17 protein-coding genes are annotated in these 21,523 nt (G+C 60.0%); 6 read left to right on the top strand and 11 right to left on the bottom strand.

The window, feature by feature from the left end; all coding sequences use genetic code 11:
- Positions 1 to 5 precede the first annotated feature (5 nt).
- The 3 genes from rlmH to rng all read left to right on the top strand — a co-directional run bounded on the left by rlmH (position 6) and on the right by rng (position 2,615).
- Positions 6 to 476 (top strand): 23S rRNA (pseudouridine(1915)-N(3))-methyltransferase RlmH, encoded by a 471-nt coding sequence (gene rlmH / locus AKL28_RS09810; RefSeq protein ID WP_050467949.1) that lies wholly within the window; start codon positions 6 to 8, stop codon positions 474 to 476.
- A 64-nt stretch (positions 477 to 540) separates the two neighbouring features.
- Entirely contained in the window at positions 541 to 1,155 is a 615-nt protein-coding gene (locus tag AKL28_RS09805; protein ID WP_050467948.1) for a Maf family protein, read from the top strand.
- On the top strand, positions 1,152 to 2,615 hold the full coding sequence (gene rng, locus AKL28_RS09800; RefSeq protein WP_050467947.1) for a ribonuclease G: 1,464 nt from the start codon (positions 1,152 to 1,154) through the stop codon (positions 2,613 to 2,615). Before AKL28_RS09805 ends, rng begins: the two co-directional genes overlap by 4 nt.
- A gap of 265 nt (positions 2,616 to 2,880) precedes the next feature.
- On the opposite strand, the gene AKL28_RS09795 is transcribed toward rng, so the two are convergent.
- From AKL28_RS09795 to dnaE, 7 genes are all read right to left on the bottom strand, one after another.
- Positions 2,881 to 4,164: an O-antigen ligase family protein gene (locus AKL28_RS09795; RefSeq protein ID WP_050467946.1), complete on the bottom strand. Its 1,284-nt coding sequence runs from the start codon at positions 4,162 to 4,164 to the stop codon at positions 2,881 to 2,883.
- A 117-nt stretch (positions 4,165 to 4,281) separates the two neighbouring features.
- Complete coding sequence (locus AKL28_RS09790) at positions 4,282 to 5,379, bottom strand: glycosyltransferase family 9 protein (protein WP_050467945.1); 1,098 nt, start codon at positions 5,377 to 5,379, stop codon at positions 4,282 to 4,284.
- Between the two features lie 56 nt (positions 5,380 to 5,435).
- The gene (locus AKL28_RS09785) at positions 5,436 to 6,410 is read right to left on the bottom strand and encodes a glycosyltransferase family 8 protein (RefSeq protein ID WP_231602384.1); all 975 of its coding nucleotides are present in this window, start codon (positions 6,408 to 6,410) and stop codon (positions 5,436 to 5,438) included.
- Between the two features lie 5 nt (positions 6,411 to 6,415).
- The gene (locus AKL28_RS09780; RefSeq protein ID WP_050467943.1) at positions 6,416 to 7,531 is read right to left on the bottom strand and encodes a glycosyltransferase family 9 protein; all 1,116 of its coding nucleotides are present in this window, start codon (positions 7,529 to 7,531) and stop codon (positions 6,416 to 6,418) included.
- A 1-nt stretch (position 7,532) separates the two neighbouring features.
- Positions 7,533 to 8,729, bottom strand: a complete 1,197-nt coding sequence (locus tag AKL28_RS09775; protein WP_231602383.1) for a glycosyltransferase family 9 protein — start codon at positions 8,727 to 8,729, stop codon at positions 7,533 to 7,535.
- Between the two features lie 29 nt (positions 8,730 to 8,758).
- Positions 8,759 to 10,543: a lipid A export permease/ATP-binding protein MsbA gene (gene msbA / locus AKL28_RS09770; protein ID WP_050467942.1), complete on the bottom strand. Its 1,785-nt coding sequence runs from the start codon at positions 10,541 to 10,543 to the stop codon at positions 8,759 to 8,761.
- Between the two features lie 145 nt (positions 10,544 to 10,688).
- Positions 10,689 to 14,147 (bottom strand): DNA polymerase III subunit alpha, encoded by a 3,459-nt coding sequence (gene dnaE / locus AKL28_RS09765; protein ID WP_050467941.1) that lies wholly within the window; start codon positions 14,145 to 14,147, stop codon positions 10,689 to 10,691.
- Between the two features lie 211 nt (positions 14,148 to 14,358).
- Here dnaE and AKL28_RS09760 point away from each other — a divergent pair, with 211 nt between their 5' ends.
- Entirely contained in the window at positions 14,359 to 15,249 is an 891-nt protein-coding gene (locus AKL28_RS09760; RefSeq protein ID WP_050467940.1) for a sulfurtransferase, read from the top strand.
- Between the two features lie 68 nt (positions 15,250 to 15,317).
- On the opposite strand, the gene AKL28_RS09755 is transcribed toward AKL28_RS09760, so the two are convergent.
- Positions 15,318 to 15,893, bottom strand: coding sequence for a flavodoxin family protein (locus AKL28_RS09755; RefSeq protein ID WP_050467939.1), 576 nt, complete (start codon positions 15,891 to 15,893; stop codon positions 15,318 to 15,320).
- A gap of 82 nt (positions 15,894 to 15,975) precedes the next feature.
- Positions 15,976 to 16,677: a pirin family protein gene (locus tag AKL28_RS09750; protein ID WP_050467938.1), complete on the bottom strand. Its 702-nt coding sequence runs from the start codon at positions 16,675 to 16,677 to the stop codon at positions 15,976 to 15,978.
- A gap of 163 nt (positions 16,678 to 16,840) precedes the next feature.
- Here AKL28_RS09750 and AKL28_RS09745 point away from each other — a divergent pair, with 163 nt between their 5' ends.
- Both AKL28_RS09745 and gluQRS read left to right on the top strand, forming a co-directional pair.
- Positions 16,841 to 17,779 (top strand): LysR family transcriptional regulator, encoded by a 939-nt coding sequence (locus tag AKL28_RS09745; RefSeq protein ID WP_050467937.1) that lies wholly within the window; start codon positions 16,841 to 16,843, stop codon positions 17,777 to 17,779.
- Entirely contained in the window at positions 17,776 to 18,660 is an 885-nt protein-coding gene (gene gluQRS, locus AKL28_RS09740) for a tRNA glutamyl-Q(34) synthetase GluQRS (protein WP_050467936.1), read from the top strand. The genes AKL28_RS09745 and gluQRS overlap by 4 nt, the downstream gene beginning before the upstream one ends.
- Positions 18,661 to 18,737: 77 nt before the next feature.
- On the opposite strand, the gene AKL28_RS09735 is transcribed toward gluQRS, so the two are convergent.
- Entirely contained in the window at positions 18,738 to 20,192 is a 1,455-nt protein-coding gene (locus AKL28_RS09735) for a DEAD/DEAH box helicase (RefSeq protein WP_050467935.1), read from the bottom strand.
- 425 nt (positions 20,193 to 20,617) lie between these two features.
- Positions 20,618 to 21,301: a fumarylacetoacetate hydrolase family protein gene (locus tag AKL28_RS09730; RefSeq protein ID WP_050467934.1), complete on the bottom strand. Its 684-nt coding sequence runs from the start codon at positions 21,299 to 21,301 to the stop codon at positions 20,618 to 20,620.
- Between the last annotated feature and the right edge of the window lie 222 nt (positions 21,302 to 21,523).

Genomic DNA, 21,523 nt, shown 5'->3' with positions numbered 1-21,523 from the left:
ATGCGATGCAGTTGATCATCGCGGCCGTCGGCCACAAGATGCCGGCCTGGATCGAAACCGGCTTTCAGGAATATGCCAAGCGCATGCCTCCTGAATGCCGGATCCTCCTGAAGGAAATCAAACCCATCGAGCGTTCCGGCAGCCGTACGGCCGAAACCGTGATGGCGCAAGAGCGCACCAAGATCGAGGCGGCCCTGCCCAAGGGTGCGCGCATCGTGGCCCTGGATGAACGCGGCCGCGACTGGACCACCATGCAGCTCTCGCAGCAACTGGTCCAATGGCAGCAGGACGGGCGTGACGTCGCTTTCGTCATCGGCGGCGCCGACGGGCTCGATCCCGGCTTCAAGGCTGGCGCCGACACGCTGATACGCATTTCCAGCATGACCCTGCCGCATGGCATGGTGCGGGTGATACTGGCGGAACAACTGTACCGGGCGTGGTCGATTACCCAGAATCACCCATATCACCGCGCCTGATGTCTATCACCATTGCCATCTGCAGCACATGCTGCGGGTAGCGACTTCTGACATGTATGGCTGAATGAAACCTGCGGACCAAAAAATCTACCTCGCCTCCAAGAGCCCGCGCCGCCGCGAGCTGCTGCGCCATATCGGCATCGATTTCGAACTGCTGCTCTCGGAGAAGGAAGTCGATGAAAGCGTGCTGCCCGGCGAGAGCCCGCTGGATTATGTCGCCCGCGTCACGCGCGACAAACTCAACAGCGCACAGCACACCATGATCCTGCGCCAGCTGCCGCACCGCCCCATCCTCTCGGCCGACACCACGGTGGTGATCGACCAGCTGATCCTGGGCAAGCCGGCTGACAATGACGAGGCTGTGCAGATGATCACCCGCCTGTCCGGCCGGACCCACCAGGTGCTGACCAGCATCGCAGTGGGACTGACCATGGGCGTGGAAACCGAGGTCTGGCAAGTCACCCAGCAATCCGACGTCAGCTTCGCCGAACTCGGCACCGAAACCATCCAGGCCTACTGCAACACGCTCGAACCCTACGACAAGGCCGGCGCCTACGGCATCCAGGGGTTGGCGTCGATGTTCGTCTCCAATATTGTCGGCAGCCATTCCGGTATCATGGGCTTGCCGCTATTCGAGACGGCTCAACTATTACAAAAAGCGGGCGTTCGAATCCTATGAGCGAAGATATTCTGATCAACATCACCCCGCAGGAGACGCGCGTGGCGCTGATCCTGCAGGGCGCCGTGCAAGAGCTGCACATCGAGCGCACGCTCTCGCGCGGCCTGGCGGGCAATATTTATCTGGGCAAAGTCGTGCGCGTGCTGCCCGGCATGCAGTCGGCCTTCATCGACATCGGCCTGGAACGCGCCGCCTTCCTGCACGTGGCCGACATCTGGGAAGCGCGGCCGCACGACGGCCAGAACGCCCCTGCCGTCGCCATCGAGAAACTGCTGCACGACGGCCAGACCGTGACGGTGCAAGTCATCAAGGATCCGATCGGCACCAAGGGTGCGCGCCTGTCCACGCAGATATCGATCGCCGGCCGCATGCTGGTCTACCTGCCGCAGGACAAGCACATCGGCATCTCCCAGCGTATCGAGAACGAAGCGGAACGCGAGCTGTTGCGCAGCAAAGTCCAGGCACTGCTGCCGCCGGAAGAAAAAGGCGGCTTCATTATCCGAACCATGGCTGAAGACGCCTCGGACCCGGACCTGCAAATGGACGTCGAGTACCTGCGCAAGACCTGGGCCTCCATCGTCAGCCAAAGCAAAACCAATCCGGCGCCCACGCTGCTGCACCAGGATCTCTCGCTGGCCCAGCGCGTACTGCGCGACTTCGTCAACGACGACACTGCGACCATCCAGGTCGACTCGCGCGAGAACTTCCACATGCTGCAGGAGTTCGGCACGCTCTATACGCCATCGGTACTGACCAAGCTCGCACACTACCGCGGCGAACGCCCGTTGTTCGATCTGTATGGCGTGGAAGAGGAAATCGAACGCGCACTGGGGAGGCGCGTAGACCTGAAATCGGGCGGCTACCTGATCGTCGACCAGACCGAGGCGATGACCACCATCGACGTCAACACCGGCAGCTTCGTCAACGGCCGCAACTTCGACGACACCATTTTCAAGACCAACCTGGAAGCGGCACACGCCATTGCGCGCCAGCTGCGCCTGCGCAACCTGGGCGGCATCATCATCCTCGATTTCATCGACATGGAAAGCACCGAGCACCGCGCCGCAGTGCTGGCCGAACTGGGGAAGGCCTTGCAGCGCGACCGCACCAAGATCTCGGTATCCGGATTCTCGACGCTGGGCCTGGTGGAAATGACCCGCAAGCGCACCCGCGAATCGCTGGCCCACATCCTGTGCGAGACCTGCCCCGCCTGCAAGGGCCGCGGCCAGGTCAAGACCTCACGCACGGTATGCTACGAGATCCTGCGCGAGGTGATGCGCGAAGCCAAACAATTCAACCCGCGTGAATTCCGCATCCTGGCGTCGCAAGTGGTGGTGGATATGTTCCTGGAGGAGGAGTCGCAGCACCTGGCGATGCTGGGGGATTTCATCGGAAAGCCGATTTCGTTGCAGGTGCAGAGTGATTATCAGCAGGAGCAGTACGATATTATTCTGATGTGACCCGCCCAGCGAAATGTAAGCGATGCTAGCCTCCCTCCGCTCTTGTTACTGTTTGACGCGAATAATAACCAGAATCAGCCGGGACAGGCGCACTCGCAGCCTATGTCGATCTCAGCAAGCTCCGTTTCGGGGGACCGTAGAACGCTCTCCGGTACAGGCGACCGAAAAAAGGCTGTGAAGTGATTCTGCTGAATCCGGACCGGGTAAGTTCGGCGACAACTACCAGGACATGATGGCTCAAGTGTTGGCTGCCAATACTCACGGCTTATCGATGGTAAGCGGCGCCAGGTTCGCGAAAGTGTTTAACTGCAGCCATCAGCAATGCGGCCATGATGGTGTAAAACAAGGCGCATTCACGCCATACGAACATCACATCCACAAGGCCATCAGCAATGTAGGACAGGCACAAGGATGCCCCCATGAGCACTGCGGCGTCGGCCTTCGGATTATTTAATCCAAATCCCCGCAAAAAATACCAGAGCGGCACAAAATAGAGCGCTAGTAAGCTCACAATGCCAACAGAACCAAACAGAACCGCAATAAACAAAAACTCGTTGTGGGAATGCGGCAGTTTAGCGCTCTCGGCAGTGATCAGCCCTCTGTCGGCCACATCTTCCAATGCTTTTGAATAACCGTTCACACCGACCCCCACCAGCGGGTGTTCCTTAAAGATCGTAAGCGATGCCTTCCAAAGCTGGTAACGAGTCCCCAGAGACGAATCCATATTGCCATTCTGCCTGATACCATTGATATCGATTCCTGCCTGCATAAACCGTTCGCGCACTGCGCTAGTCGATCCATAAATACCGCCAATCACCAGCAGAATCGCCAATGCCACCGCCATCTTCCGGAGCAAGCCACTTCGCGACATGAAGGTAAGACAGCCAGTCACGACAAAAATGGGAATAGCCAGCCATGCGCCGCGCGATTGGTACAAGTAGACCGAATACAACCCACCTCCCCCGGCAGTCAATTTAAAGATCATCGACAGCAAGCGAAGTCGACTAGATAATATCTCATCATCCCATTTGATAGACAATACGGCCAATGCTCCCAGCATCATTGCCAATTCCGTATACGCAATGATAGGCATAAAATTGGAATAGCTACGGACGGCTCCGCCACTAGTCATAAAGTACGTCTTAGCGGTAGCTACCAATGCGCCGACCCCGAACATGAAGCCCAGTAGGCGAAAATGCCTGCGCTCCAACTGCTGGAAGGCCCAAAACATGGTGATGAACGCCATGAATCTGAATCCGATATTCAGGTCCTTCAAAGTTCCATTGCCAACGACTATCTGGTTCAGCAGTATGCACAACGTAAAAGCGGACATCGCCAGATAGAAAATCCAAAAGCGTCGCCATGAATGTACATACGCAACGATGCTCTCTCGCCCCCGGATAAAAATGGCAACCAGGCTCAACAGTACCAATAAATAAAAACAGACACCTGCCAAGCGATCAACTGACAATCCAAGCGTGACGAAAACTACGATCACTACGAACAAGAGTTGCTTGACGAATGCCGGCATCGATGACTGTTTGGTCATGTTTTCCCCTCACATACGAAATTTATCCCTACGTATGCACTCCTTAAGCCATCATTGCCGGCATTAACTGCGATACCACTTCGAATCTTTATTTTTCTCATTTGAGCATCACACCAACTATTCAACACCAATAAGTACATCATCCACGGATATCTCCGTAACCCATCCTTTACGCGTCCTAACCCTGAGCACTTTGCTGGAGGCGGCATCGATCGGCTCCCATTCCGGACTCGTCTGGCGCATCAGCGCGACGACCGGTACATGCACAGCATTGGCCAAATGCATGATCGCCGTTTCGACCGACACAATCAAGGAACACAACGCGAGCGTGGCTGGTAGTTGAAAAAAATTCTCATCCGCGCTGAACAAGTGCAGCCCGTATGCACCATCTGTAAACAGATGGCGCGCTTGCGCCATCTTTTCCGGTACGCAGTTAATGATGAAATGCGCATCCTTCCAAGCGCTCCGTTCACGCATCCGTTGCGCCAGTTCAATCATTCGTTCCAGTGGCCAGCTACGCTCTTCCGATTTAGAAAAAGCATTCAGGAAAACCAATTTACTGCCCTCTGGAATCCCGGCCCGGCGCAAATCCTCGTGAGCCCGCCGTTGCCATTCTTGCGGAATATCAATATAGGGAAAACGGTGCGCTTCAGGAATCGCCATACCGAATAGTTGCTCGAACCATCCGGCATAGATAGCGCTGATATGGCGGCCATTCAGATCGGAAGTACTGTAAGCAGGTATATGCGCATCCAGCTTGCGATAAGCCAGATGCTTACGAATATCCAGCAACCGTACGCGCTTTTTCTGTCCGACGACAAAACCATTGTGACCAAGCTTGCGCGCCAGCTCCGCATACAGGTGCCGCCGTAGAACGGCAAACGACACCACGATCGGATACTGTTCCTGCTGCGCTTGCGAAATCGACTGCTTGTAAAGCGCTGGACTATAAGTCTTATCGTAGATCTTGTCGAACAGGCCGCATGCTTTGACCCAATCATAGAGCGAATATTTGCTTAAATACTCCCATTGGGAAGCATCTGAAGTACGCCGGACCTCATCTACCCATAAATGCATGCGGATATGCGGATATGCTTCGGCAAATGCGCGAAAGCAGTTCTGCATATAGGTGAAGTCGCCCAGCGCAAGATGGGCGACGAAAAGGATCTTATCCGCCTTCTCGAGCAGCTCGGCGGGAACCAGTTGGTCAGCCATGTATGTTCTTTCTGATCGCAGGAATTGTAGTTTGCTGGTGCAGAAGACCCGTACTCTCACTTACGCGCGCGGCGCACCAGAAGGTAGCGCCAGTACCAGCGCAGACTGTCCAGCCGGTTGCCGCGCGCCCATTGGAAGCGCGAATGCATGCGCAGTTCCTTGTAGTTGGTCGGCTCCAGGTCGAGCGGCTGATCCGACCACGCCGAAAGCGCATGGTACTTCTGGAACAGGCGCACGGAATCATGCCCGCTCCAGACGCCCCATGGCTTGACCGAACCTGCGAAGTGGATGAAGGTTGCCGCTCCCGCGGGAATGGCCAGCGCGGGGCGGTTGTTCTCCAGGTCGCCAACCAATCCATAGAGGTAATTCCAGCGCACGCCGACAAAGCGCGCACGCCCATCCAGCACTACATTAAGGGCATCCTGATCGGGGAAACGAAAGTTCTCGCCGTCTTTCAAAATGGCATCGATAGTTTGCTGGGTGATCCCGGCTTCGATCCACTTCGGGATGTTGATGTACAGCATGCCCGAATTGAAGTAGCTTGGATGCTTCAGTTTGAGCGCCTCCACGCGGCGCCGCGTGGTCGCCTCGGCGTCAGGCACTACGATGGCGATGTCATCTGCCAGATCGAGTCGTGCCAGCTCGTCGATGCTACCTACGCAAAGGATGTCGGCATCCAGATAAAGCACACGGTCGGTATAAGACTTAAGAATGTCCGGAATCACCAGCCGCGCGAAGATGGCAGAAGAATAATAGGACGACTTGGTGTACTGATCGAAGCGTGAGAACAGCGCAGCGTCGAGCAAGTGCAGATACACCGTGATGCCGGGCCGCTGGGCCAGGCTCTCGAAGCGGCGGCGGTTATCCTCTGATACCTTGGTCGCCAGCACATGGAAGACAAAATTCCGCTCCGCATTATTGGCGATGATGGAAGCGATGGTCGCTCCCATGCAGCGAAAATAGCGGTCATCCACGCAAAACACCACGTGGAAGGTATCCGTATTCCCGGATGGCGCAGTTATCTGCGCCATGGCGCTCATCGCAACACCTCCAGCACTTCCTGCACGTCGATGGCGTCAACCCAGTCGCTGCGTTTGGCCGCCATGATGACGGTGCTACGCTCACGATCGATCGGCGCCCACTCGGGATTCTTCCTGCGCATGAGCGCCACTACCGGAACATGCACGGCGTTGGCCAGATGCATGACGGCGGTCTCGACCGAAATGATCAGGCCACTGCGCTGCAGGAGGGCAGGCAGCTGAAAGAAGTTCTGTTGCGCACTGAACCAGTGGGTGTTGGGCGGCAAACGATCTGCGACCTGTGCCTTGGCCTGCTCGATCTCCTGCGGCGTGGCATTGATTACGAACGTTGTGGCGCGCCATTCATCCATCTGCTGCAAGGCGCCGATCAAGTCCACAACCTTGGGTACCGGCCAGCAACGTTTCCTGGTTTTGGCGAATGGATTGATGAAAACCAGGCGCGGCTTGCCTGTCGCCAAGCCCGGAACATCGGGCGTCACGCCCCATTTCGCCAATTGTCCAGCCACGGCGTCACGCCATTGCTGCGGAATGTCGACGAAGGGATAGCGTGCCGCTCCGTCGACCGCAAGTCCCGACAACTGGCGGAACCAGTCGGCGTAGACATCGGTAATGTGGTATCCCGCAAATCCTGCAAACGGAGCGAACGATGCATCCAGCTTACCGTAGGCAAAAAAATCAGAAGGGGCATACCAGCGCGGCTTGCGCTTCATGCCAACCACCCAGGCATCGGGCCCGCCGGCGGCGCGTGCCAGCCCGGCATACTGCGCCGGGCGCAATGTGGCCAGCGATACCACCAGCGGGTAATGTTCCGCGCGCGCCTCGGCGATCGATGCGGCCAGCAATTGCGGACTGTAGGTGCGCCGATAGACCTTGTCAAAGAAAGGACAGTTCTCCGCCCAATCGTACAGGGCGTAGTTCTTCAGGTAGCCCCATTTGGCCTGGTCGCCCGTACGCCGTACCTCGTCGATCCAGATGTGCACCTTGAGATGTGGATTGGCTTCGGCGAAAGCCTTGAAGAAGTTCTGCAGGTACGTGAAATCACCGATCGCCAGGTGAGCGATGAACAGGATCTTGTCAGCTGCAGCCAGGCGCTGTGCAGGAATGAGCGGCATTTCAGCGGGCCATCCGTTGCAGCTGCGTGGGCGTGAAGCGCGGCGCACTGCCCATCGGCATGTGCAGGAACTCCATCACCGTATCAACGCTGATCTTGTTAATCCAGTCTTCATGCTCGGGGGTGTACACGATATTGGTGTTGGCGGCATCGATCGGCGCCCACTCAGGATTGATCTGGCGCATCAGCGCAACCACCGGCACGCGCACTGCGTTGGCCAGATGCATGATGGAAGTCTCCACGGTGACAATCAGGTCGCTCTGTTCCAGCATGGCGGGTAACTGGAAGAAGTGGTCGTGCGCGCTGAACAGGCGAACACGCGGGACACCGGCGGCCAGCACTTCTCTCTGAGTACTATCCCATTGTTCTGGAATGGTATTGATGACGAAATCCGCCTCGGCCCACTTGGGATCGGCCTGCATGCGACGTACCAGCTCAGTCACCTTGGCCAGCGGCCAGGATCGCTCGGGCGGTTTGGCGAAAGCGTTAAGGAATACCAAAGGATGCTTGCGCCGATCCTTGGCGGCAACACTCCACTCCTCCAGCTGGCGCAAGGCATCGTCTTTCCACTGCTGCGGCACGTCCATTACCGGCACGCGCTTTTCATGCGGAACCTGGATGCCGAACAGGCCGGTGAACCAGTTTGCATAGACATCGCTCACATGCAGCGTCCTGTCATGCGAATACACCGGAATGGCACCATCGAGCGCCCCATAAATCATGTGCTTGCGGAAATCATAGAAGCGCACCCGCTTCGTCATTGCCACAACAAAGCCCTTTTTGCTGATCTTGCGTACCATCTTGGCATACATCGGGCGACGCGCCAGTCCAAAGGAAACGACGACAGGGTAGTCCTCGGCCTGGGCTTCCCGGATCGAATCGCGCAGCACAAAAGGACTGTAGGTCTTGGTGTAGAGTTTCTCGAACATCGGGCAAGTCTGCAACCAGTCGAACACGACGTATTTCTGCAGGTGCCTCCATTGGCGGAAGTCATAGGTGCGCCGTACTTCGTCCACCCACAAGTGGATCTTGATATGCGGATAGGCTTCAGCAAAAGCCTTGAAGCAAGCCTGCATATAGGTAAAGTCACCCAAAGCGAGGTGCGCCACGAACAGGATCTTGTTCGACTTCTGCAACACCTCGGGCGGGACGATCTGGCTCAACATGGGAAGCGATCCTGCGTCAACTTGTTTGGTCATACGTTTTTCTTTGAATATTCGCCCGTGTTTCAGAGCAGTTTCTTCAATTGCTGCAACTTGACTTCATCCTGTTCGGTGCCTTCACCCGAGAATTGCAGGTGATATAGCTTGGCATAGGCGCCGTTCTTTTCCAGCAACTCCTGATGCGAACCGATTTCGACCACCTGGCCGGCCGATAGCACCACAATGCGGTCAGCACGTTCCACCGTCGACAGGCGGTGGGCGATCACGAAGGTCGTACGGCCTTCCATCAGCCAATCCAGGGCCGCCTGCACTGCACGCTCGGATTCGGTATCGAGTGCAGAAGTGGCCTCATCGAGAATCAGTATGGGTGCATTCTTGTAGATCGCACGGGCGATCGCCAGGCGCTGGCGCTGTCCGCCGGACAGGCGCGAACCGTTGTCGCCGATCACGGTATGAATGCCATCGTGCAGTTCCTTCATCAGATCACCCAGATGGGCGGCCTCCAATGCTGCCTCGACCTTGGCCAAATCGGGATGGGGGTCGCCGTAAGCCACGTTGTCGATGATGGTGCCGTTGAACAGCACCACGTTCTGGCTGACCATCGCGATCTGTTGGCGCAGGCTGCGTAGCGAAATGTCTTCGATAGGCTCGCCGTCCAACAAGATCTGACCGGATGTGGCCGAATAGAAGCCGGGAATCATGTTAACCAGCGTCGATTTTCCGCCGCCGGACATGCCGACGAACGCCACGGTCTCGCCCGCATTCACGCTCAAATTCACATGATCCAGCGCCAACTGGTCACGCTCGGGGTAGCTGAAACACAGGTCGACCAGGTCGATCTTGCCGGCGGCGCGCTTTTCCAGCGTACGGCCGCCGGTGCGCTCGGTCGGCATGTCAATCAGATTGAACACTGCTTCAGCTGCGGCCATGCCGCGCTGCAGGGGACCGTTGACTTCTGCCAATTGCTTCAGCGGAGTCAGCAACATCAGCATGGCGGTAATGAAGGAAACGAAACCGCCCACGGTAATCTGGCCGTTGCCCGACTGGATCAGCGCCATGACGATCACGATCGCCACCGCCGATGCGGTCATGAATTGCGTGATCGGCACGGTGGAAGAGAATGTCTTGGTCATGCGCATGGTGTAGCGGCGCAGGTTTTCCGAGTTCTCATGGAAACGCTGTTTTTCGAAATCCTGTCCACCGAAGATCTTGATGACTTGCTGGGCGCGCGTCGACTCTTCGATCACCTGGGTCAGCTCGGCATTCACGCGCAGCGAATCCTGATTCAGTTTCTTGAGGTTACGGCTGGTAAAGCGCACCACAATCGCCAACAGCGGCAGCAAGACCAGTGTGACAGTGGTCAGCACCCAGTTCAGATACAGCAGCCAGGCCAAAAGGCCCAGCACCGTTAGCGCCGACCGGATGATAGAAGTGAAGATGCGGGTCACCATGTCAGTGATGCCCTGCACTTCAAACATGATGGAATTGATTACCTTGCCAACGCTGTTGGTGGCATAGAAGGCCAGCGGAAAATCTAGCATGCGCGCAAACATCTGCCCGCGCACTTCGTTCAGTATCCGCGTGGTCACCCATGTCATCAGGTAGCTGCTGGCGAAGGTAGAGGCGCCACGGATGACGAAAATACCGATCACCGCCACCGGCACCAGCCATAGCGAAAACGCCGGCTTACCGACGAACCCCTTGTCGAGCAGCACCTGGAAGATATACGGGACCACCGGCTCGGTGCCCGCTGTCACCGCCATGGCGACGAAAGCCAGTGTCAAGCGCCAGCGATAAGGCTTGTGCATGTGCAACAGGCGGGTGAAGTACGGCGAAATGTTCAGTTTCATTCTTTGATTCCAAAAGCGAGCGCCTGGAGTGGCGCCCGCGACATTGCATGATCGCCTGCCGAAGCTGCGGCAGGCTGTCCCGATCAGCCAAAACCTGCAATTCTACCGTTGCGGCAGCGCAAGCTTGTGGCCATCTCCCGAATTCTCAATACTCAACAATCACGGCCTCCTTGCCGAAAGAAGCCACCAGCGCACTCTGCAAACTATCACTAGGATTGATCCGCCACGCATCCCCCAGCACCACCTCGCAGCCGGCATCCGCCTGCAGGTAGCGCATCACGAACGGCAAGCCCTGCTCCTGGCGGTGCGCCGACAGCGCGTCGCGCAACAGGTTGGCGTCGATCGCCTTGTTGATCGACACCACCATGCGCACACCGTACTGGATACGCGCCGCGCCCAGGTCCATGACCTTCTCGGCCGATACCCGCAAGCCGCCATTGAAGCGGTCTTCGGAAACACGGCCCTGCACCACCAGCAGCTCGTCTTCCTTGATCAGGTGCTTGAACGGCTCGAACACTTCGTTATAGATCGTGGCTTCGATCACGCCGGTGCCGTCGTCCAGCGTGCAGATCACCAGTTTGCCGCGCTGGGTCATCTGCACCCGCACGCCGGTGATGATGCCGGCCATGCTGCGCGGCTCGCGCGAAGGCTCAAGGCTCGATATCTTGGTACGCACGAAACGGCGCACTTCCTTTTCGTAAGCCGAGAACAGGTGGCCCGACAGGTAGAAGCCCAGCGCGCCCTTCTCTTCGGTCAGGCGCTGCTTGTCGCTCCACGGCGTGACTTGCACGTATTCCAGCGGCGCTTCGAGATCGCTGTCGTCGCCGCCAAAAAGGCTGACCTGATTGGCCGACTTCTCGGCTTGCTCGGCGCTTTCCCAGGCCAGGTTGACCGAGGCTTGCAGGATGGCGCGGTCGACCTTGAAGCAGTCGAAGGCGCCGGCGCGGATCAGCGAGTCGATGGTGCGGCGGTTGATCTGTTTCTTGTCGACCCGCTTGGCGAAGTCGAACAGGTCCTTGAACGGGCCTTCCTTGCGCGCTTCGAGGATGGATTCGATGGCGTTCTGGCCGGCGCCCTTGACTGCGCCCAGGCCGTAACGGACCTGCGTGGCCTTCTTGCCTGGTTCGCCCACCGGCATGAAGCGATAGTCGGACTGGTTGATATCGGGCGGCAGGATAGACAGCTTGCAGATGTCGATCGCGTCTTCGATCAGGATCTTGACCTTGTCGGTGTCTTCCATCGCCAGCGACAAGTTGGCTGCCATGAACGCGGCCGGATGGTGCGCCTTCAGGTAGGCGGTGTAATACGACAGCAGCGCATAGGCGGCGGCGTGCGACTTGTTGAAGCCGTAGCCGGCGAACTTTTCCATCAAGTCGAAAATCTCGTCGGCCTTCTCGGTCGACAGGCCGTTCTTGGCCGCGCCCTCGCGGAACAGCTCGCGGTGCTTGGCCATTTCCTCGGCCTTCTTCTTGCCCATCGCACGGCGCAGCAAGTCGGCGCCGCCCAGCGAGTAGCCGCCGATCACCTGCGCCATCTGCATCACCTGCTCCTGGTAGACCATGATGCCGTAGGTCTCGGAGAGGATGCCCTCGGTACGCGGGTCCGGGTAGTCGAAGGCTTCGCCGTGCTTGCGCTTGCAGAAGTCGGGGATCAGGTCCATCGGGCCCGGGCGGTACAGCGCCACCAGCGCGATGATGTCCTCGAAGCGGTCGGGGCGCGCGTCCTTGAGCATGCCTTGCATGCCGCGGCTTTCAAGCTGGAACACGGCGACCGTCTTGGCCTTGGTCAGCAGATCGTAGGAGGCGCGGTCGTTCAACGGCAGCTTGGCCAAATCGAAGTCGGCCATGGCCGGATCGAGCATGCGGATGTAGCGCTCGGCACGGTCGAGGATGGTCAGCGTGGTCAAGCCCAAAAAGTCGAACTTCACCAGGCCGACGGCTTCCACGTCGTCCTTGTCGTATTGCGAGACCACGCCGGCGTCGCCGCCCTGCGTGTAAAGCGGGCAGAAGTCGGTCAGCTTGCCGGGAGCGATCAGCACGCCGCCGGCGTGCATGCCGATATTGCGGGCGATGCCTTCGACCTGCTGGGCCAGGCCCATCAACTGCTTCACTTCTTCTTCGTTCTCGAGGCGCTCCTTGAGCAGCGGCTCTTCTTCGATGGCGTCGGCCAGCGTCACCAGCTTGCCCGGCTTGAACGGAATCAGCTTGGAGATGCCGTCGCAGAAGTTGTAGCCGAGATCGAGCACGCGCCCCACATCGCGCACCGCACCCTTGGCGGCCATGGTGCCGAAAGTGGCGATCTGCGAGACCGCCTCCTTGCCGTAGCGGTCCTTCACGTACTGGATGACGCGGTCGCGGCCTTCCTGGCAAAAGTCGATGTCGAAGTCGGGCATCGAGACCCGTTCCGGGTTCAGGAAACGTTCGAACAGCAGGTTGTAGCGCAGCGGATCGAGGTCGGTGATCAGCAGGCAGTAAGCCACCAGCGAACCGGCGCCGGAACCCCGGCCGGGGCCGACCGGCACGCCGTTGTTCTTGGCCCACTGGATGAAGTCGGCCACGATCAGGAAGTAGCCCGGGAACTTCATCTTGATGATCGTATCGTTCTCGAACTGCAGCCGTGCCTCATAGCGCGGGCGTTCCTTCTCGCGCTGGACCTCGTCCGGATACAGGTGCTTCAGGCGTTCTACCAGGCCGGCCTTGGTCTGGGCCACCAGGAAGTCGTCGATGGTCATGCCGTCCGGCGTAGGGAAGTCGGGCAGTTGCGGCTTGCCCAACTGCAGCACCAGGTTGCAGCGCTTGGCGATCTCGATGGTGTTGGCGATGGCGCCGGGCAGGTCGGCGAACAGCTCGGCCATCTCGGCCTGCGACTTGAAGTATTGCTGATCGTTGAAGCGGCGTACACGGCGCGCATTGGCCAGGATCTCGCCTTCAGCAATGCAGGTGCGCGCCTCGTGGGCGATGAATTCCTCGGTGGACTGGAACTGGATCGGGTGCGTAGCCACTGTCGGCAAGCCCAGCCTGGCGCCCAGTGCCACGGTCTGGCGCACCTGGATATCCATGTTGGGATGGCCCGCGCGCTGGATCTCGAGGTAATAGGCCCCCGGGAAAATGTCTGCCCAACGTTTGGCACATTCTTCCGCCAACGCGATATTGCTATTGTCGATGGCCTGGCCGACGTCGCCGCCCTGGGCGCCGGACAAGGCGATCAGGCCATTGCCGCCTTCCTGGCGGCGCAACGCGTCCAGCCACTCCATGCGCACTTCGGCACGGCCCTTGTAAATATTTTCCAGCCAGGCCCGGGACAGCAATTCGCATAACTGCAGGTAGCCGTGGTGGTTTTTCACCAGCAGCAGCAGGCGTGCGGGCTTTTCGCGGTCGGCGTCATTGGTGATCCAGATGTCGCAGCCGGCGATCGGCTTGATGCCCTTGCCGCGCGCGGCTTTGTAGAACTTGACCATGCCGAACAGGTTGGTCAGATCGGTGACGGCCATCGCCGCCTGGCCATCCTTGGCGGCAGCCTGGACGACATCATCGATGCGCACCAGGCCGTCGACGATGGAGTACTCCGAATGCAGTCGGAGGTGAACGAATTGCGGTGTAGTCATGGGGCCACATTTTACCGGAGGTTGGGAGCTCCCCTCTCTGGAATTAGCCGGTTTTTGCGCATGCAAATCCTGCTTGACAAGGCATCACGCAAGCCTGCCGGCTGCGGTCGAAGGACGCGCTTGATCTGTATCAGAGAAGCGCCAAATAGCTGCGAAGACCATGCTGGCGCGTATATAATGCTGACAATTCAAAGACTTAGAGCAAAGAACCATGCAGTCCCCGGATACACCCTACGTCAACATCGCCGCCTACAAATTCATCACCTTCGACGACACGGCCGAGAAGCGTCCGCAATTCCTGGAATTTTGCCAAAAGCACAACCTGCGCGGCACCATATTGCTGACCCCGGAAGGCATCAACCTGTTCCTGGCCGGCCTGCGCCATGAGATCGACGCCTTCCTGGCCTGGCTGCGCGCCGATGAGCGCTTCGCCGACATCGTGGTCAAGGAGAGCTTTTCCGAAAAGCAACCCTTCACCCGCATGCTGGTCAAGCTCAAGGCTGAAATCATCACGATGAAGCACCCGCTGATCAAGCCGGAAGAAGGCCGCGCCCCGTCGGTGGAGCCGCAAGACCTGAAGCGCTGGCTGGACCAGGGCCACGATGACGCTGGCCGCCCCGTGGTGATGGTCGATACCCGCAACGCCTTCGAGGTTGATGTGGGCACTTTCGACAACACGGTCGACTACCGTATCGCCAAGTTCACCGAATTCCCGCAGGTCATCGCCGACCACAAGCCCGACTTCGACGGCAAGACCGTGGTCACCTTCTGCACCGGCGGCATCCGCTGCGAAAAAGCGGCGATCCACATGCAGAACATCGGCTACGACAGCGTCTACCAGCTCGAAGGCGGCATCCTGCGCTACTTCGAGGAAGTCGGCGGCGCCCACTACCAAGGCGACTGCTTCGTCTTCGACTACCGCACCGCGCTGAGTCCCGACCTGAAGGAAAGCCAGACCGCGCAATGCTTCGCCTGTCGCGCCGTGGTCACGCCACGCGAGCAGTTGTCGCCGGATTACGTGCCGGGCAAGTCCTGCCCGCATTGCGCGTCCAAGCAACGCGCCGTGGCCGATGCCGGCACAGCGGCTGCCGCGCAAGCCTGATCGCCCAGCGCTCCGCGCCAATGAAAAAGCCCACCGCAAGGTGGGCTTTTTACTGCGCGAACGCCTGATTACTTCTTGAACTTGGCGGCAGTTTCAGCCACGCGTGCACCGAACAGCTTGGCAGTTGCCAGGTCGCCCGGGAGCGGGCCTTCTTCCGGCGAGGAGTCCGACGGGCTTTGCGCCATCAGGCCCGAGAAGGAGCCGACGAAGTTGATGTCGTTGCGCTGTGCGGCCTTGCTGTTGGAAGGCATCAGGCCGGTGCCGACCCAGATCATGCTGTGCTGCATGCCCAGCGTGAACAGGTAGTGCAGGGTCGACAGCTTGTCGCCGTTCATGGTCGCCGAGTTGGTGAAGGCGGCGCCGACCTTGTCTTTCCAGTTCTGGCTGAACCAGGGCTTGGAAGAAGCGTCGGCAAATTTCTTGAACTGCCACGAAACGCTGCCCATGTAGGTCGGCGAACCGAAGATGATGGCGTCGGCCGCATCCAGCGTCGCCCAGTCGGCGTCGGTGATGTTGCCTTCGGCATTGATGGCGATCAGGTCGACGCTGGCGCCGGCAACCGATGCAGCCCCGGCCTGTACGGCTTCGGCCTGCTTCTTGGTGTGGCCGTAGCCGGAATGGTAGACGATGGCGACTTTGCTCATGATGTTTCCTTCTCGAGTGGGAGTTTGACTGTGTGAAAAAACCGCCGGGTGATCGGCTCCGGCGGGTACTGCAAAAACAGGTTTAACGCGGCAGGTCGAACAGCAGCACTTCAGCCTTGTCGCCGCCATTGATCTCCAGCTTGTCGATGGCAGCCAGCTTGAGCGCATCGCCGGCTTCCAGCGCCTGCCCGTTGACGCTCACCTTGCCGCGCGCCACGTGTACATAGCCGAGGCGCCCTTCCGGCAGCGTGTAGCTGGCATGCTGGTCGCCGTCGAACAGGCCGGCGTACAGCAGCGCATCCTGATTCAGGCTGACCGAACCGTCACGGCCATCCTTGGAGGCCACCAGGCGCAGCTTGCCGTCCTTGTCGGTGGCCGAGAAATGCGCTTCCTGATAACCGGGCTCGGCGCCGGCCTGGTCGGGCATGATCCAGATCTGCAGGAAATGCGCGCCGCTATCCTTCGAATGGTTGTACTCGGAGTGGCGCACGCCGGTGCCGGCGCTCATGCGCTGCACATCCCCGGGGCGGATCACGCTGCCATTGCCCATGCTGTCCTTGTGGGCCAGTTCGCCTTCCAGCACATACGAGATGATCTCCATGTCGCGGTGGCCGTGGGTGCCGAAGCCTTGGCCGGCGGCCACGCGGTCTTCGTTGATCACCCGCAGCGGGCCGAAGCCCATGTGTTGCGGATCGTGGTAGTCGGCGAAGGAAAAGCTGTGATATGAATCCAGCCAACCGTGGTTGGCGTGTCCACGATCGTTTGCTTTGCGCAGTTGCATCATGACAACACCCCTTTCAGTGAATTCTGTATGCCTCGGAATTGATTCATACAAATTGTTTGTCGATGTAGCCACTATAGACACTATATTTTTCTGGTATAAGGCCTAAAATTCATACAGCTCATTCAAATAATTTAAACAAGATAAAAACCGACGAGGCGCCCTCTTGAACCTGACCCTGGAATCCCTGCTGATCCTCGACATGATCGACCGCAAAGGCAGCTTCGCCGCCGCCGCGCTGGCCCTGGATCGCGTGCCCTCTGCGCTCACCTACAGCGTGCGCAAGCTGGAAGACGACCTTGACGTCCTGCTGTTCGACCGTCGCGGCCACCGCGCCCAGCTGACCCCGGCCGGCCAGCAGTTGTTGCAGGAAGGCCGCCATCTGCTGCTGGCCGCCAACGACCTTGAGCAGCGCGTCAAGCGCACCGCCACCGGACGCGAGACCGAGTTGCACATCGTGCTCAACAGCCTGATCCCGTTCGGCAAGATGCTGCCCATCATCGAGGCCTTCGACCGCGAACAGTCCGGCACCCGGCTGCGCTTCACGCCGGGTGTGCTGACCGGCGCCTGGGAAAAGCTGATCGAAGGCCGCGCCAACCTGGTCATCGGCGTGACGCTGGACGGGCCGGAAATCGTGCGCACCAGCGGACGCTTCCAGATGCATGACCTGGGCACGGTGGATTGGGTCTTTGCTGTCGCGCCCCAGCATCCGCTGGCGAATGCCGCGGAACCGCTGCCGGCCGAGCAGGTGCGCAGCCACCGCGCCGTGGCCGTGGGCGACAACAGCCAGTCGCTGCCGACATTGACCATGGGGCTGCTGTCCGGCCAGGAGACGCTGACAGTGGCCACGGTGGCCGACAAGCTGGAAGCGCAATTGGCCGGCCTGGGCTGCGGCCACCTGCCGCGCATCTGGGCCGAGCCTTACCTGGCCAGCGGCGCGCTGGTCGAGAAACAGACGCTGGCCGCCAAACCCAACGACAATTTCATGATCGCCTGGCCCAAGGGGGAACAGGGCAAGTCGCTGAAGTGGTTCATCCAATACCTGTCCCGGCCGGAAGTGCAACGCATGCTGCTGGGGCCGGTCGCGCCCGGAAAGAACGCATGAGCAGAAGCGCTTATACGGGCCGCTTCGCCCCCTCGCCTTCCGGTCCGCTGCACGCAGGTTCGCTGGTTGCGGCACTGGCCAGTTTCCTGGATGCGCGCGTACATGGCGGCAGCTGGCTGGTGCGCATTGAAGATATCGATGAAACCCGCACCGTTCCCGGCGCCGCCGACGGCATCCTGGCAACGCTGGCGGCACTGGACATGCAGCCGGACGGCCCGGTATGGGTGCAAAGCCAGCGCAAGCCCCGTTACCAGGCGGCGCGCAAGCAATTGGGCGCGCACGCCTACCCTTGCGGCTGCAGCCGCAAGGAAATCGCCGACTCGCGCGTTGGCGTCGCCAGCGACGGCGCGGCCATCTATCCCGGCACCTGCCGCCACGGGCTGGCGCCCGGCAAGGTGGCGCGAACGCTGCGCTTGCGTGTCCCCGACGCCGGCATGCCGGATGAACTGGTGCGCTTCAACGACCGCTGGCTGGGCCCGCAACAGCAGCATTTGGCTACGGAAGCAGGTGACTTTATCCTGCAGCGCGCCGATGGTTTTTGGGCGTATCAGCTGGCGGTGGTAGTGGACGATGCCGACCAGGGCGTCACCGACATCGTGCGCGGCGCCGACCTGCTGGATTCGACGGCACGCCAGATCTACCTGCAGGGCCTGCTGGGCTATCCGACACCACGCTACCTGCATGTGCCGCTGCTGATGAATGACGTGGGCGAGAAATTTTCCAAGCAGAACGGCGCGCAGGCGATCGATCTCGGCCAGCCGTTGAAGGAGTTGCAACGGGCGGCGGCATTTCTTGGATTGGATACAGCCCCGGGACATGACCGTGAAAGCTTCTGGCGCCTGGCGCTGTCGGCGTGGGATGCGCGCTTCGGCGCAAGATGACTCGGCTTAGCCCTCCCGTCGCCGCACCACATAAAAAAAGCCCGCATCTGCGGGCTTTCATCTTGAACCGGAGCGGCTCAACGCTTGGGCATCCCGCCCAGCAACGCCGCCACCTTGGGCTTGGGGCGATTCGACTTGGGCAGGATCTCCGGCTTGGTGGACTCCTCTTCAATGCCGGTCGGCTCATAAGGCTTGAGGAACCACGGGTCCACCTTTTCGCGGCGCGAAACGGGAGCACCGCCATCACGGCTGCGCTCGCTCCGCTCGGGACGGCCGCCGCGTTCACTGCGCTCACCGCGGTCGCTACGTTCGCCGCGCTCCGCGCGCTCATGGCGTTCGCGCGTACGCGGGGTAAAGCCGGCCAGTTCTGCGCGCTCGAATTTCTTCTTGATCAGCTTTTCGATATCGACCAGCAAGCGCTCGTCCTTATCGCAAAACAGCGAAATGGCGTCGCCCGATGCGCCGGCGCGGCCGGTACGGCCGATGCGGTGGACATAGTCCTCGGCGTTGTAAGGCAGGTCGTAGTTGATCACGCAAGGCAGTTCGGCGATATCAAGGCCACGGGCGGCCACGTCGGTCGCCACCAGTACTTCGATCTGGCCTTGCTTGAAGGCTTCCAGCGCAGCCATGCGCTCGGACTGGCTCTTGTCGCCGTGGATGGCGGAGGCATTGACACCGTCCTTCTCCAACTGGCGCGCCAGGCGCGAGGCGCCGATCTTGGTGTTGGAGAACACGATCACCTGCTTCAAACCGCGCTCGCGGATGATGTAGCCGACGGCATCGAGCTTGGCACTCTCATCGACCTTGTAAATGGTTTGCGTGACGGTCTCGGCGGTGGCATTGCTGCGCGCGACTTCAATGGTGACCGGGTTGTTCTGGAAGCTGGCGGCCAGCTTCTTGATCTCGGGCGAAAAGGTCGCCGAGAACATCAGGTTCTGGCGCTGCTTGGGCAGCAGGTTGATGATGCGCTGCAGGTCGGGCAAAAAGCCCATGTCGAGCATGCGGTCGGCTTCGTCCATCACCAGGATCTGGGTCTGCGACAGGTTCACCGTCTTTTGCTGCACGTGGTCGAGCAGGCGGCCCGGGGTGGCGATCACGATCTCGACGCCGGCGCGCAGCGCGGCGGTCTGCGGCGCCATGTCGATGCCGCCGAACACCACGGTCGAGCGCAGCGGCGTGAAGCGCGAATAGGCCTTGACGTTGTCGGCCACCTGGTCGGCCAGCTCGCGGGTCGGCGTCAGGATCAGCGCGCGCACCGGGTGGCGCGCGGGCGATACGCTGGTGCTGGCGTAGGCCAGCAGGCGCTGGATGATGGGCAGCGAGAAGCCGGCGGTCTTGCCGGTGCCGGTCTGCGCCGCCCCCATCACATCGCGCCCCTGCAGCACGACGGGAATCGCCTGCGCCTGGATCGGGGTGGGATGGACATAGCCTTGTTCGGCCAAGGCCTTCAGGATATCTGGCGAGAGGCCGAAATCTTCAAAGCGGACGGCGGGTGCAGCCGGTGCTGCGGACGCGGGCGTGGTGTCGGACATGGTTTATTGCGAACGGTGCGACAGCGCCGCGGCAGCCTGTACAACGGCTCCGATGCATGGGGTGCATGCGCACGGGTTCAATTGCTTTCAGTGTTGAAGAGTATTACGCGAGGCCGGGCCAAATCAACGCGGCGGCTCGCTTCGGATGATGCATATGCTGACCGGGCCCAGGACCTGTTCACATTTAATCTGCAAGTGCGAACGCGCAGAAGGCGCGCTGGCCGTATTACCCGGAAGACCGCTATTATACGCCGCATCGCAACAGGCTTCATGACAGTTTGGTGTCCGCCTCCGTGAAGGCGGGCAAATCGGCACAAAATGTTGTTATTTTAACATTTCTCATGACCATCCCGAAAGACCAAGCGCCGCTCCCGTCAAGGCCGCGGCGCTTGCTTCATTCAGCCGGGAAGAAAAACCCGGCCGGGTCAGCCGATGGTGACGTTGATATCGAGCAGACCGTCGACATGGCCTTCCAGCTTGTCGCCCTTGACCACGGCGCCCACGCCTTCCGGCGTGCCGGTGTAAATCAGGTCGCCCGGGAACAGCTCGACCAGGCCCGACAGGTAGGAAATGGTTTCAGCCACGCTCCAGATCAGGTCGGACAGGTCGCCCTGCTGGCGCACTTCGCCATTGACCTTGAGCCAGACCGCGCCCTTGTCGGGATGGCCGACCTTGGACACCGGCAGCAGCGGTGCGCATGGCGCCGACTGGTCGAAGCCCTTGGCCATGTCCCAGGGGCGGCCCATTTTCTTGGCGGCGGCCTGGATGTCGCGGCGGGTCATGTCGAGCCCGACGGCGTAGCCGAACACCAGTTCCAGCGCCTTTTCCACCGGCACGTCGCGCCCGCCCTGGCCTAATGCCACCACCATTTCGATCTCGTGGTGGTAGTCGCTGGTGGCCGCCGGATAGGGCACCACCGAGTCGGTCGGCACGATGGCATCGGCCGGCTTCATGAAGAAGAATGGCGGTTCGCGGTCTGGATCATGGCCCATCTCGCGGGCGTGGGCAGCGTAGTTGCGGCCGACGCAATAGATGCGGCGCACCGGGAAAGGATCGCCGCCAACCACCGGAATAGTGGGCTGGACAGGCGCGGGAATGGCGAAACTCATCTGGGAAACTCCGTAGTGGATGGCGGCTGGTCGACCGGCCATTTCTGCATTTCTATGTCTTGGAACAGGCTCTTACGGCGTGGCGCACTGGCGTCGCCTTGCCAGCGGCCAGTGTAAAAGAAAAGGCGCAGGGCTGCTTGGCACTACCCGCAGGCCTGCCGCCAATACCGCTGGCCAAGAACCTGTTCCCGATCTCGCTCGGGGCCGTTCAAATGTCATTTC

This window comes from Herbaspirillum chlorophenolicum (assembly GCF_001189955.1).
Lineage (GTDB): Bacteria > Pseudomonadota > Gammaproteobacteria > Burkholderiales > Burkholderiaceae_D > Herbaspirillum > Herbaspirillum chlorophenolicum.
Note: the sequence above shows the minus strand (reverse complement) of the source record. Positions and strands in the feature narration are given on the sequence as shown.

Excerpts from the sequence above, each read along its gene's own strand:
- rlmH (WP_050467949.1), top strand. The coding sequence starts at position 6 with ATGCAGTTGATCATCGCGGCCGTCGGCCACAAGATGCCGGCCTGGATC.
- AKL28_RS09805 (WP_050467948.1), top strand. The coding sequence starts at position 541 with ATGAAACCTGCGGACCAAAAAATCTACCTCGCCTCCAAGAGCCCGCGC.
- rng (WP_050467947.1), top strand. The coding sequence starts at position 1,152 with ATGAGCGAAGATATTCTGATCAACATCACCCCGCAGGAGACGCGCGTG.
- AKL28_RS09795 (WP_050467946.1), bottom strand. The coding sequence starts at position 4,164 with ATGACCAAACAGTCATCGATGCCGGCATTCGTCAAGCAACTCTTGTTC.
- AKL28_RS09790 (WP_050467945.1), bottom strand. The coding sequence starts at position 5,379 with ATGGCTGACCAACTGGTTCCCGCCGAGCTGCTCGAGAAGGCGGATAAG.
- AKL28_RS09785 (WP_231602384.1), bottom strand. The coding sequence starts at position 6,410 with ATGGCGCAGATAACTGCGCCATCCGGGAATACGGATACCTTCCACGTG.
- AKL28_RS09780 (WP_050467943.1), bottom strand. The coding sequence starts at position 7,531 with ATGCCGCTCATTCCTGCACAGCGCCTGGCTGCAGCTGACAAGATCCTG.
- AKL28_RS09775 (WP_231602383.1), bottom strand. The coding sequence starts at position 8,729 with ATGACCAAACAAGTTGACGCAGGATCGCTTCCCATGTTGAGCCAGATC.
- msbA (WP_050467942.1), bottom strand. The coding sequence starts at position 10,543 with ATGAAACTGAACATTTCGCCGTACTTCACCCGCCTGTTGCACATGCAC.
- dnaE (WP_050467941.1), bottom strand. The coding sequence starts at position 14,147 with ATGACTACACCGCAATTCGTTCACCTCCGACTGCATTCGGAGTACTCC.
- AKL28_RS09760 (WP_050467940.1), top strand. The coding sequence starts at position 14,359 with ATGCAGTCCCCGGATACACCCTACGTCAACATCGCCGCCTACAAATTC.
- AKL28_RS09755 (WP_050467939.1), bottom strand. The coding sequence starts at position 15,893 with ATGAGCAAAGTCGCCATCGTCTACCATTCCGGCTACGGCCACACCAAG.
- AKL28_RS09750 (WP_050467938.1), bottom strand. The coding sequence starts at position 16,677 with ATGATGCAACTGCGCAAAGCAAACGATCGTGGACACGCCAACCACGGT.
- gluQRS (WP_050467936.1), top strand. The coding sequence starts at position 17,776 with ATGAGCAGAAGCGCTTATACGGGCCGCTTCGCCCCCTCGCCTTCCGGT.
- AKL28_RS09735 (WP_050467935.1), bottom strand. The coding sequence starts at position 20,192 with ATGTCCGACACCACGCCCGCGTCCGCAGCACCGGCTGCACCCGCCGTC.
- AKL28_RS09730 (WP_050467934.1), bottom strand. The coding sequence starts at position 21,301 with ATGAGTTTCGCCATTCCCGCGCCTGTCCAGCCCACTATTCCGGTGGTT.